This is a genomic window from Bacillus sp. FSL R9-9410 (genome assembly GCF_038050385.1).
Classification (GTDB): Bacteria; Bacillota; Bacilli; order Bacillales; family Bacillaceae_G; genus Bacillus_A; species Bacillus_A cereus_U.
The window spans coordinates 4352501-4365565 of sequence record NZ_JBBOTV010000001.1; the positions used below are offsets into that span (position 1 = coordinate 4352501).

The following is a 13065-nucleotide window of genomic DNA, read 5'->3' on the forward strand; positions in this document are numbered from 1 at the left end:
CAATAAACGAATTAATAGCTGCATTAGAAAAGGGTCAGATCGAAGCAAAGAAATCCCAAGAAGCTAGAAAACAACTTTTATCTAATATCTCACATGATATCCGGACACCACTCACTTCTATTATTGGATATATTGATGCTTTAAAAGATGATGTCGCTACTTCTGAAGTAGAAAAGCAAGAATATCTTGAAATACTTTATAAGAAATCGAATGACTTAAAACATCTGGTCGATGAAATCTTTAATATGGCCAAGCTAGATGCTGATGAATTTCCATTAAAAGAAGAAGAACTCGATTTTTCTGAAGTTACTAGAGAAGTATTAATCGAATTTTCACCCGAGCTATCAAAACATAAAATTGAACTACAAGTTCTCATACCAGAATCTACTTCTCCTATTATTGCAGATCACCTTAGCCTTATACGAATTATAGGTAATCTAATAAAAAACGCTATCCATCACGGAAAAGCTGGGAAAATAGTAGGAGTCGAACTACTAGAAACCAATACAGAATATGAGCTTCTTATTTGGGACAAGGGACCCGGTATTCCAAAACATGATTTACAAAACGTATTTAAGCGGATGTACCGCAGCGAACAATCAAGAAATCCTTCTTACGGTGGTAGTGGCCTCGGACTTTCTATTTCTAAAGCCCTCGTTGAAAAAAATGGTGGGCGTATATGGGTTGACAGTATTCCCCAGGAACGAACTACTTTTGGTTTTTCCGTCCCAAAACACACTACTTTTAAGAAATAGTTAAGAAATGATTAATATGCAGTTAAACCTTCCTTTTTATTATGTAATTAAGAACTTATAGAAAGTAGGTGCCCCCTATAAATACAATTATAAAAACGACAAACCTTACTAAAGTTTATGGGACCCAAAAGTCAGTAGATAATCTAAATATGAATGTACGACAAGGTGAGATTTATGGATTCATAGGGCGTAACGGTGCTGGTAAAACAACTACAATCCGTATGCTGCTTAGTCTTATAAAACCTACAAGTGGAAATATAGAAATATTCGGTGAGGATTTACTTCGGAATCCAAAAGACATTTTAAGAAGAATTGGTTCTATCGTTGAAGTCCCAGGATTTTATGAAAACTTAACTGCAAGAGAGAACTTATTAATTAATGCAAAGATAATTGGAGTTCACAAAAGGAATGCAGTTGAAGAAGCATTAGAAATTGTAGGCTTGCAGCACGAAACAAAAAAACTAGTAGGAAAATACTCTTTAGGAATGAAGCAACGCTTAGGAATTGCACGTGCTCTTCTCCATTATCCTGAACTACTCATACTAGATGAACCAACTAACGGACTAGATCCAATCGGTATTAAAGAAATGCGAAAACTCATTAAATCTTTAGCTCAAGACAGAAATATAACGATACTCATTTCTAGTCATATATTAGCTGAGGTGGAACAACTAGTCGATCGTATGGGAATTATTCATGAAGGACGGTTATTAGAAGAAGTTTCTCTTGATACACTGCGTAAGGCCAATCGTAAGTACATAGAATTCCAGGTAAATAATGATAATAAAGCTGCGATGCTATTAGAAAATCATTTTCAAATTTTTGATTATGAGGTACATGATGAAGGAAATATTCGCGTTTATTCTCACTTTGGACAGCAAGGACACATCAATAGAACGTTAGTTCGTAATGATGTTGAAGTATTAAAAATTATGATGAGCGAAGATAGACTAGAAGATTATTTCACCAAACTAGTTGGAGGTGGCACAATTGGTTAATCTACTCTATACAGAACTATTAAAATTAAAACGCTCTAATATGTTTTTGATTAGTATTATCGGGGCAGGTGTCGCACCTTTTCTAGTAGTTGTAGCATCTTATATACATATAAAAACAAAACAGCCTACCCCCACTATTTTGTTTCATCAATTATTCACTGAAGTTAACTTGTATACTACTTTAGTTATAGGATTCTCCTTATATGGAGTTGTAATCGCTTATCTATTTACCCGCGAATACACGGAAGATACATTAAAAAATTTGCTAACTATCCCAGTATCACGTATTAGCTTTATTATAAGTAAATTTATCCTTCTATTTCTTTGGATTATGATGCTAACTTTAGTCGCTTGGGCGCTAACTTTATTATTAGGGCTAATAGGTAGCTTCCCTGGATTTAGTATCACCTTACTTTTAGGCTCTCTCGTAAAATTTTTAATATGTGGTGGACTTCTCTTTCTTTTGTCTTCACCTATTGTACTACTAACTCTTGTAACGAAAACCTATGTACCGCCTATTATATTAACAATCATTATTACAATGACTAACCTTATGATCGTAAATTCAAAACATAAAGACCTATTCCCATGGACCGCTACTCTAGATATAGCAAATAACGAATTACAAACGACTTATCCACCAGAGTATTCTTATATCATCATTGCAGTAACAGCTATTTTCGGATTTATTACAACACTATTCTATTTTAAAAGAGTAGATATTCATTAATTTATAGGAGTAAAATTATGAGCGATCTTATCATTGCCTTCATACTTGGCATTGTAGAAGGCTTGGCTGAATTTTTACCCATCTCTTCTACTGGCCATCTTATATTAGTCGGACATTTATTAGGTTTTGAAGGAGAAAGAGCGAAAACGTTTGAAATTGTCATACAGTTAGGAGCGATTTTAGCTATTGCTATTTTATATCATAAACGCCTTGTTTCTTTATGTAATATTAAACCTCTTCTACGGAAAGAGAAAAAATTCAACGCATTCCATGTATTTCTTGGCGTATTTCCAGCAGTAGTTGCTGGTTTAATACTACATGATGTTATTAAAACATACTTATTTCAGCCGTATACTGTCGTAATTGGACTTGTAGCAGGAGCAATTCTTATGATTTTTGCAGAAGTAAAAAAGGCAGAGGCAACCTCTTTTTCACTAGATGATTTAACATACCGTCAAGCATTAACAATTGGATTATTTCAATGCTTAGCAGTATATCCTGGCTTCTCTAGAGCGGGCTCTACTATTTCTGGAGGGCTATTAGCAAAAGTAAATTATAAGGCTGCATCTGAGTTCTCTTTTCTCATTGCCATTCCTGTAATGGTCGGAGCTACAGGGTTAGACTTATTAAAAAGTTGGAAGTATTTAAGTGTAGATGATATTCCTATGTTTGCGATAGGATTCATTACCTCTTTTCTTGTAGCAATGCTAGCGGTAGTAACTTTCCTAAAGCTTTTAGAAAAGATAGGTTTAAAACCTTTTGCATATTATCGTATTTTGTTAGCCATTGTATTTACACTTTTCGTATTGCTATAGCTTCATATAAGTCACATATTATTAAACCGATATTCAAGGAATATCGGTTTTTATCTATTTCACCTCTAGTATTACTCACTTCAATATGGCATAGTGGGTAATAGATCACTATTAATAATCTGAATATTCTTTACTACCAATCAACACTTCATTAAAATATGTAAAGTTAAAAGCTATACTTGAAATCCGAACCTAATAATAGCATTTCCTCTTTAAACACATATACTGAATTAAAAATAAACACCTCAATTGATTGAATATGCCCATTACACCACTACAGAACGAACGTTCTGTGCCGCTACTTCCTTGTATTTAAGTAATCGTACTATAGTTTTTTCACTTGCACTTATCTTCTCTACGAAAGACTCCCAATTATAAGATTTAAGTAGGTTTCATCCTATGTCTATATACAAACAACTGTACGCTTTACAATTAGAAAATCAAATCGAATTGTTGACGAAGCATTTAGTTTCATTTAATAGTATTAACGGTACCGATGGCCCGGTCAGTATTATAGATGAACTATATAGTATTTTCAAAAGCAACCCTGAACACGTATGGATTCAACATGTACCTCATAATCCAATAGGTAGAAAAAATGTATTTGCATTTGTAAAAGAAAAAAACGCTTCCCTCTCTACTATTATTTATCATTCACACCTAGATATAGTCGGCATTGAAGACCTTGGATCGTTAAAAGAACATGCTTTCTCTCCTGAAACACTCGAACAATATTTTCAAACCAATCCAAAACCTGGAGAGTGGCTGTTCGGCCGTGGTTCTCTTGATATGAAAGGTGGTGCTGCCATTCATCTAGCCAATATACTATACTTCTCAGAACATGTGCATTTACTCGAAGGAAATCTACTACTCTTATTCAATGGAGATGAAGAAGGAGAACATCGTGAGATTATCTCTGCCTTAACCGAATTCGAAAGACTGAAGCAAGAAAAACAATTACAGTATCGTTTGGCTATTAAGAATGACTTTATAACACCTTTATATGATGGAGATACTCAGCGCTACATTTATACAGGAACTTCAGGTAAACTTCTTCCTTGTTTCTATATTTATGGAAGAGAAGTACATGTAGGTGATACATTGTCTTGCATTGATTCTAATTTTATTGCAGTCCAAATCACAAATAGACTACATAACAACTATATCCATTACCATACAAAACAATCCGGAAATTAAACATCCCATCTATTAATATGGGCGTCTACGGGAAAGATGGTCATAAATGGACAGAACATGTTTACAAACTCTATCCAGTCAGCGTATTACCTTTATTAATCCGTAATACAACAATACAAATTTCAAATGACTACAAGGCTATTACAAATAAGCAAATTGCCCAGGGTTTATAAAGAAAATCAACTTAGCTAAAGCGAGGTAAAAATACAAATGAATCCATTAGCACGAACATATTGGGATACTTATTGGGGGAACAATGAAAAACCGAAATCCGTTATGGCTTGGCAATTTGGTGATTCTCCTGATTATCTCGCTCAATTAGTCATTGATGGTGTAAAAACAGCAACATGCTCCGGCCATATTTTTTATGAATTAGAAAACGAACCGCTACCAACAACCAATGATTATAGTATTGTACTCAATAGTCAAGATGAACCTGTAGCTATCATTAAAACAATAGAAGTAACTGTAACACCAATGAATGAAGTAACTGAAGAATTCGCTATCGCTGAAGGTGAAGGCGATCGTACCTATAGTTACTGGAGAGACACCCATATTCAGTTCTTTACAGGGGAACTAAACGAGCTTGGGCTTAGTTTTTCTGAAGATATGCTGCTCGTTTGCGAACGTTTTGAGCTGATTGATGTAAAAAAATAAATATAGCTTGTCATCTATCACTCCAGAAATACGTAGATGACAAGCTATATTTTATTAAACACAAAAAACACAAGTCAAAAGACTTGTGTTTTTATCTTGCTTGGCGACGTCCTACTCTCACAGGGACAAGGTCCCAACTACAATCGGCGCTAGAGAGCTTAACTTCCGTGTTCGGTATGGGAACGGGTGTGACCTCTCTGCCATCATCACCAAACTATTGAAGGTATATTCCTTCAAAACTAGATAACATTAGCTTCATATTATATGGTTAAGTCCTCGATCTATTAGTATTCGTCAGCTCCACATGTCACCATGCTTCCACCTCGAACCTATCAACCTGATCATCTTTCAGGGATCTTACTAGCTTACGCTATGGGAAATCTCATCTTGAGGGGGGCTTCATGCTTAGATGCTTTCAGCACTTATCCCTTCCGCACATAGCTACCCAGCTATGCCCTTGGCAGAACAACTGGTACACCAGCGGTGCGTCCATCCCGGTCCTCTCGTACTAAGGACAGCTCCTCTCAAATTTCCTGCGCCCACGACGGATAGGGACCGAACTGTCTCACGACGTTCTGAACCCAGCTCGCGTACCGCTTTAATGGGCGAACAGCCCAACCCTTGGGACCGACTACAGCCCCAGGATGCGATGAGCCGACATCGAGGTGCCAAACCTCCCCGTCGATGTGGACTCTTGGGGGAGATAAGCCTGTTATCCCCGGGGTAGCTTTTATCCGTTGAGCGATGGCCCTTCCATGCGGAACCACCGGATCACTAAGCCCGACTTTCGTCCCTGCTCGACTTGTAGGTCTCGCAGTCAAGCTCCCTTATGCCTTTGCACTCTACGAATGATTTCCAACCATTCTGAGGGAACCTTTGGGCGCCTCCGTTACACTTTAGGAGGCGACCGCCCCAGTCAAACTGCCCACCTGACACTGTCTCCCGGGTCGATAAGACCCGTAGGTTAGAATTTCAATACAGTCAGGGCGGTATCCCACCAGCGCCTCCACCGAAGCTAGCGCTCCGGTTTCAATGGCTCCCGCCTATCCTGTACAAACTGTACCAAAATTCAATATCAGGCTACAGTAAAGCTCCACGGGGTCTTTCCGTCCTGTCGCGGGTAACCTGCATCTTCACAGGTACTATAATTTCACCGAGTCTCTGGTTGAGACAGTGCCCAAATCGTTACACCTTTCGTGCGGGTCGGAACTTACCCGACAAGGAATTTCGCTACCTTAGGACCGTTATAGTTACGGCCGCCGTTTACTGGGGCTTCAGTTCAGAGCTTCGCTTACGCTAACCCCTCTCCTTAACCTTCCAGCACCGGGCAGGTGTCAGCCCCTATACTTCGCCTTACGGCTTCGCAGAGACCTGTGTTTTTGCTAAACAGTCGCTTGGGCCTATTCACTGCGGCTTTCCGTTAAGAAAGCACCCCTTCTCCCGAAGTTACGGGGTCATTTTGCCGAGTTCCTTAACCAGAGTTCTCTCGCACACCTTAGGATTCTCTCCTCGCCTACCTGTGTCGGTTTGCGGTACAGGCACCTTTTATCTCGCTAGAAGCTTTTCTTGGCAGCGGGGAATCAAAGACTTCGCTCCATAAGGAGCTTCCCCATCACAGCTCAGCCTTCACGATAAGCGGATTTGCCTACTTATCAGCCTAACTGCTTGGACGTGCACAACCAATCGCACGCTTCTTCTATCCTTCTGCGTCCCTCCATTGCTCAAACGATAAAGAGGTGGTACAGGAATATCAACCTGTTGTCCATCGCCTACGCCTGTCGGCCTCGGCTTAGGTCCTGACTAACCCTGAGCGGACGAGCCTTCCTCAGGAAACCTTAGGCATTCGGTGGACGGGATTCTCACCCGTCTTTCGCTACTCATACCGGCATTCTCACTTCTAAGCGCTCCACCAGTCCTTCCGGTCTGACTTCACTGCACTTAGAACGCTCCCCTACCACTGATACCATTGGTATCAATTCGCAGCTTCGGTGGTGTATTTAGCCCCGGTACATTTTCGGCGCAGAGTCACTCGACTAGTGAGCTATTACGCACTCTTTAAATGGTGGCTGCTTCTGAGCCAACATCCTAGTTGTCTAAGCAACTCCACATCCTTTTCCACTTAATACACACTTTGGGACCTTAGCTGGCGATCTGGGCTGTTTCCCTCTTGACTACGGATCTTATCACTCGCAGTCTGACTCCTAAGGATAAGTCATTGGCATTCGGAGTTTGACTGAATTCGGTAATCCGATGAGGACCCCTAGTTCAATCAGTGCTCTACCTCCAAGACTCTTACACTTAAGGCTAGCCCTAAAGCTATTTCGGGGAGAACCAGCTATCTCCAGGTTCGATTGGAATTTCTCCGCTACCCACACCTCATCCCCGCACTTTTCAACGTGCGTGGGTTCGGGCCTCCATTCAGTGTTACCTGAACTTCACCCTGGACATGGGTAGATCACCTGGTTTCGGGTCTACGACCACGTACTAAACGCCCTATTCAGACTCGCTTTCGCTGCGGCTCCGCCTCTTCAGCTTAACCTCGCACGGGATCGTAACTCGCCGGTTCATTCTACAAAAGGCACGCCATCACCCATTAACGGGCTCTGACTATTTGTAGGCACACGGTTTCAGGATCTCTTTCACTCCCCTTCCGGGGTGCTTTTCACCTTTCCCTCACGGTACTGGTTCACTATCGATCACTAGGGAGTATTTAGCCTTGGGAGATGGTCCTCCCAGATTCCGACGGAATTTCACGTGTTCCGCCGTACTCAGGATACATTCAAGAGAGAACGAAGTTTCGACTACGGGGTTGTTACCCTCTGTGACGGACCTTTCCAGGTCGCTTCGTCTACCTCGTTCCTTTGTAACTCCGTATAGAATGTCCTACAACCCCAAGAGGCAAGCCTCTTGGTTTGGGCTAGATTCCGTTTCGCTCGCCGCTACTCAGGAAATCGCATTTGCTTTCTCTTCCTCCAGGTACTTAGATGTTTCAGTTCCCTGGGTCTGTCTTCCATACCCTATGTATTCAGGTAAGGATACCATACCATTACGTATAGTGGGTTTCCCCATTCGGAAATCTTCGGATCAAAGCTTACTTACAGCTCCCCGAAGCATATCGGCGTTAGTCCCGTCCTTCATCGACTCCTAGTGTCAAGGCATCCACCGTGCGCCCTTTCTAACTTAACCAAACTAAAATTAAAAAAATATGAGCTACACTGTTATCTAGTTTTCAAAGAACATACATTTAAACTTGAGAGATAGTTCTCTCAAAACTGAACGAAACAAAACAAGTCAACGTTTATTGATGAACTGCGTTCATCAATTCTCCATAGAAAGGAGGTGATCCAGCCGCACCTTCCGATACGGCTACCTTGTTACGACTTCACCCCAATCATCTGTCCCACCTTAGGCGGCTGGCTCCATAAAGGTTACCCCACCGACTTCGGGTGTTACAAACTCTCGTGGTGTGACGGGCGGTGTGTACAAGGCCCGGGAACGTATTCACCGCGGCATGCTGATCCGCGATTACTAGCGATTCCAGCTTCATGTAGGCGAGTTGCAGCCTACAATCCGAACTGAGAACGGTTTTATGAGATTAGCTCCACCTCGCGGTCTTGCAGCTCTTTGTACCGTCCATTGTAGCACGTGTGTAGCCCAGGTCATAAGGGGCATGATGATTTGACGTCATCCCCACCTTCCTCCGGTTTGTCACCGGCAGTCACCTTAGAGTGCCCAACTTAATGATGGCAACTAAGATCAAGGGTTGCGCTCGTTGCGGGACTTAACCCAACATCTCACGACACGAGCTGACGACAACCATGCACCACCTGTCACTCTGCTCCCGAAGGAGAAGCTCTATCTCTAGAGTTTTCAGAGGATGTCAAGACCTGGTAAGGTTCTTCGCGTTGCTTCGAATTAAACCACATGCTCCACCGCTTGTGCGGGCCCCCGTCAATTCCTTTGAGTTTCAGCCTTGCGGCCGTACTCCCCAGGCGGAGTGCTTAATGCGTTAACTTCAGCACTAAAGGGCGGAAACCCTCTAACACTTAGCACTCATCGTTTACGGCGTGGACTACCAGGGTATCTAATCCTGTTTGCTCCCCACGCTTTCGCGCCTCAGTGTCAGTTACAGACCAGAAAGTCGCCTTCGCCACTGGTGTTCCTCCATATCTCTACGCATTTCACCGCTACACATGGAATTCCACTTTCCTCTTCTGCACTCAAGTCTCCCAGTTTCCAATGACCCTCCACGGTTGAGCCGTGGGCTTTCACATCAGACTTAAGAAACCACCTGCGCGCGCTTTACGCCCAATAATTCCGGATAACGCTTGCCACCTACGTATTACCGCGGCTGCTGGCACGTAGTTAGCCGTGGCTTTCTGGTTAGGTACCGTCAAGGTGCCAGCTTATTCAACTAGCACTTGTTCTTCCCTAACAACAGAGTTTTACGACCCGAAAGCCTTCATCACTCACGCGGCGTTGCTCCGTCAGACTTTCGTCCATTGCGGAAGATTCCCTACTGCTGCCTCCCGTAGGAGTCTGGGCCGTGTCTCAGTCCCAGTGTGGCCGATCACCCTCTCAGGTCGGCTACGCATCGTTGCCTTGGTGAGCCGTTACCTCACCAACTAGCTAATGCGACGCGGGTCCATCCATAAGTGACAGCCGAAGCCGCCTTTCAATTTCGAACTATGCAGTTCAAAATATTATCCGGTATTAGCCCCGGTTTCCCGGAGTTATCCCAGTCTTATGGGTAGGTTACCCACGTGTTACTCACCCGTCCGCCGCTAACTTCATAAGAGCAAGCTCTTAATCCATTCGCTCGACTTGCATGTATTAGGCACGCCGCCAGCGTTCATCCTGAGCCAGGATCAAACTCTCCAATAAAGTTAGTTTGTCTAGCATCTAAAAATAAAAATTGACGTTTACGTTGTTTGTTTCGTTCAGTTTTCAAAGAACTTGTTTGTCGCTCATTTGCGACTCCCTTATGTTAACATTTTCATATTTCAATGTCAACCAAGTTTTTTTATTTCTTTTGTCGCTTTCTGCGTTGTTGCTATCGGCGACTTGTTCTATATTACACCTCTATAGGATAATCGTCAACACCTTTTTATAAAGATATTTAATTTAATATGTTCACACCATTTTATCCCGCTATTTGCGGACAGTAAGACTCCCACCTCAAAGTTCGGCTGAAGCAAAGAAGTTAGTAGTAAGCCTGACGATCTATAAATTCCCGATTAGTAAAGGTTACATAAGAATCCACAAAGATTTTACTAAATAGCAATCATAGTCTACCTCTATCTACTAATCTCCTCTAACAAGCCTCTCTATTTCAAGAGGATTATCCCCCGTACATTACTGGGTTCCACAAGAAATTCTTTTCTAGCAACTTCATTTACTCTCCTTATCTTAATTACAATATCTCTTTCTAACAATACACACACTCTTATTCACTCTCCTGAACCATTCATAATAGAATGAACCAACTAATAGACTAGATTCAATCAATATTAAAAATTATGATGAGTAAAGGACTATCAGTAGATTATTTCATAAAACCAGTTGAAAATAGAATAATTGGTTCGTTTACAGATTTCACGATACTTTCATAGAAAAACGCTTATTGTTTTGATACACGTCAACTATAGACAAGAACAAGACACTAAAACATATGAACATGCAGCTGTCATAGCACCGTAGCTCACGAACCTATACGGTCTATCGTGAGAGTGGTGATGGCACACTACAATCTTGCACATCAGCGATACCAAAAATGGACTTCGCCTTTGGTAGCAAGAATCACACTGATGTTAATCAGGTTGCCCCTTTAGCAGTGGGAGTGTCAATAAATCCAATATTAATAATTGAAACATACTTTACTGAAGAACCACTTCACTAAAGTATGTAAAGTTACAAGCTATACTGGAAATCCGAGCCTAGTATGGCAGCTCTTCTTTAAACACATATGTCCAATAGAAAATAAGCGCCTCAATTGATTGAGTATGCCCATTACACCATTCGAGAACAAATGTTCTAACCTCTTGTTATACACCACTACTTCCTTGCATTTAAGTAATCACACTATAATTTTCCACTTACACTTATCTTCTATATAAAAGCTCCAAAATTATAAAATTTAAAGAGTTGTATCCTATATCTCTATACAGAAAACAGTAAGCTTTTCCGTTAGAAGAGCAAATAGCATTGCTAACAAAGCATATAGTTTCATTATTTCCAACCAAATTACAAATAGAGTATATAACTACCTGCATTTATTCCCGATGAACCCATTCTTCCTTCAACTTATTTATATCAACGTGATAATAAAGATAAAGTGAAACTTTAATCAGTGGGGGTTTTATCCATCCCCCACTGATTATTAGTTGAACCAATCGGGCTTTTACGGGCAGTTGATCTCCCACCTAACTCCCTCGCATTCGCCGAATTTTGAGGTGGGAGTCTTACTGCCCGTTAATGCGGGATAAATATGCTGTTCAAATAGCAGCCAGTGGCCAACTATACTTTAGTTATCTTATTTATAAGGCTACACAAAAAAAGATTCTTATCCAACTACTAGAGGAAACAAGTAGAACTTATAAAGAAGCTGAACACTATGTACAAGAGCAGTTCAAATATTACTACTCATAACTGATCTTCCCGTCCCAGAGATTCCCTTGGGAATTTCGTGTAACAAACTATCCAAACTATAAAAAAGATTATAGAGTCTAAACATTAATCCACACATCTTTATCCAAAATGTTATATGCGAAAGTAATACATAAGACTTTCAAGAACTATATTTTGAAATTATCGCCGCTCTTCAAAAGCCAGATTCAGAAAAAAGAGCAGGCGCTATTATCTTTTTAACGCCACCACTTTCACCATACAACTACTTAAAACAAATAAAGTGAAACTTTAATCAGTGGGGTTTTGTTGATCCCCCACTGATTATTAGCCTTCACCAATCGGGCGTTTACGGGCAGCAGGGCTCCCACCTAACTTCTTTGCCCCAGCTGAATTTTGAGGTGGGAGTTTTACTGCCCACAAATAGCGGGATAAATGAAACAAATATTCTGTTACAATGAACTTTTTTCTTCAAACTTTTTTCATGTACCACTATTCGGGTTCACTTCAATTTAACATGTGGTAGCTTCTTTGCTATTCACGAATTAAAGCCATTATCATCTCATTTCTATAATTATTCAGTTAATTAGTTCAATTATTATATCAATAGAGTTTAGGAAACTGATAAAATCATAGTTAAGAGCGTCTCATAAGACTTGTATCAAAAATGAGGTGATATTTTGCGAAAAATCGGTTATATACGCGTCAGTTCAACTAGCCAGAATCCTTCAAGGCAATTTCAGCAACTGAACGAAATCGGAATGGATATTATTTTTGAAGAAAAAGTTTCCGGAGCAACAAAAGATCGTGAGCAACTTCAAAAAATGTTAGAGGATATACAAGAAGGTGACATCATTTATATTACGGACTTAACTCGGATTACTCGTAGTACACAAGATTTATTTGAATTAATCGATAACATACGGAGTAAAAAGGCAAATTTAAAATCCTTAAAAGATACATGGCTAGATTTATCAGAAGATAATCCCTACAGCCAATTCTTAATTACGGTTATGGCGGGTGTAAACCAATTAGAACGTGATCTTATCCGTATGCGGCAGCGTGAAGGAATTGAACTGGCTAAGAAAGAAGGAAAGTTTAAAGGTCGGTTAAAGAAGTACCATAAAAATCATGCAGGAATGAATTATGCAGTAAAGCTTTATAAAGAGGGAGATATGACTGTAAATCAAATTTGTGAAATTACAAATGTGTCTAGGGCCTCATTATATAGAAAGCTATCGGAAAGGAACAGTTGATGAGTTATATCAAAAATCGGAAATATATAATAG

At 40.6% G+C, this 13065-nt stretch carries 7 protein-coding genes and 3 rRNA genes (1 of these 10 running past the window's edge); 7 read left to right on the forward strand and 3 right to left on the reverse strand.

The window, feature by feature from the left end:
• The 6 genes from MKX77_RS22495 to MKX77_RS22520 all read left to right on the forward strand — a co-directional run.
• Positions 1–755 carry the 3' portion of a sensor histidine kinase gene (locus MKX77_RS22495; protein ID WP_341307847.1) on the forward strand. Its footprint begins 259 nt before the window's first position, so 755 of the gene's 1014 nt are visible here — the last part of the coding sequence; its start codon lies off the left edge, out of view; it ends in the stop codon at positions 753–755.
• Positions 756–823: 68 nt separating this feature from the next.
• Positions 824–1753: an ABC transporter ATP-binding protein gene (locus tag MKX77_RS22500; protein ID WP_341307848.1), complete on the forward strand. Its 930-nt coding sequence runs from the start codon at positions 824–826 to the stop codon at positions 1751–1753.
• Positions 1746–2483, forward strand: coding sequence for an ABC transporter permease (locus tag MKX77_RS22505; protein ID WP_341307849.1), 738 nt, complete (start codon positions 1746–1748; stop codon positions 2481–2483). Before MKX77_RS22500 ends, MKX77_RS22505 begins: the two co-directional genes overlap by 8 nt.
• A gap of 17 nt (positions 2484–2500) precedes the next feature.
• On the forward strand, positions 2501–3298 hold the full coding sequence (gene uppP, locus MKX77_RS22510; protein WP_341307850.1) for an undecaprenyl-diphosphate phosphatase UppP: 798 nt from the start codon (positions 2501–2503) through the stop codon (positions 3296–3298).
• 399 nt (positions 3299–3697) lie between these two features.
• A complete protein-coding gene (locus tag MKX77_RS22515; RefSeq protein WP_341307851.1) occupies positions 3698–4495 on the forward strand; it encodes a M20/M25/M40 family metallo-hydrolase in 798 nt (265 codons plus the stop codon).
• 210 nt (positions 4496–4705) lie between these two features.
• Positions 4706–5152 (forward strand): ASCH domain-containing protein, encoded by a 447-nt coding sequence (locus tag MKX77_RS22520; protein ID WP_341307852.1) that lies wholly within the window; start codon positions 4706–4708, stop codon positions 5150–5152.
• Between the two features lie 98 nt (positions 5153–5250).
• Here the strand turns inward: MKX77_RS22520 and rrf are convergent.
• From rrf to MKX77_RS22535, 3 genes are all read right to left on the reverse strand, one after another.
• A 5S ribosomal RNA gene (gene rrf, locus MKX77_RS22525) occupies positions 5251–5366 on the reverse strand.
• A gap of 50 nt (positions 5367–5416) precedes the next feature.
• Positions 5417–8338, reverse strand: a 23S ribosomal RNA gene (locus tag MKX77_RS22530).
• A gap of 146 nt (positions 8339–8484) precedes the next feature.
• Positions 8485–10036 (reverse strand): 16S ribosomal RNA (locus MKX77_RS22535).
• Together the 16S, 23S and 5S rRNA genes form the textbook arrangement of a ribosomal RNA operon.
• Positions 10037–12456: 2420 nt before the next feature.
• On the opposite strand from MKX77_RS22535, the gene MKX77_RS22540 reads away from it, so the two are divergent.
• Positions 12457–13032 carry a recombinase family protein gene (locus MKX77_RS22540; protein ID WP_341307853.1) on the forward strand — a complete coding sequence of 192 codons (576 nt, stop codon included), beginning with the start codon at positions 12457–12459 and terminating at the stop codon, positions 13030–13032.
• The last annotated feature ends 33 nt before the right edge of the window (positions 13033–13065 follow it).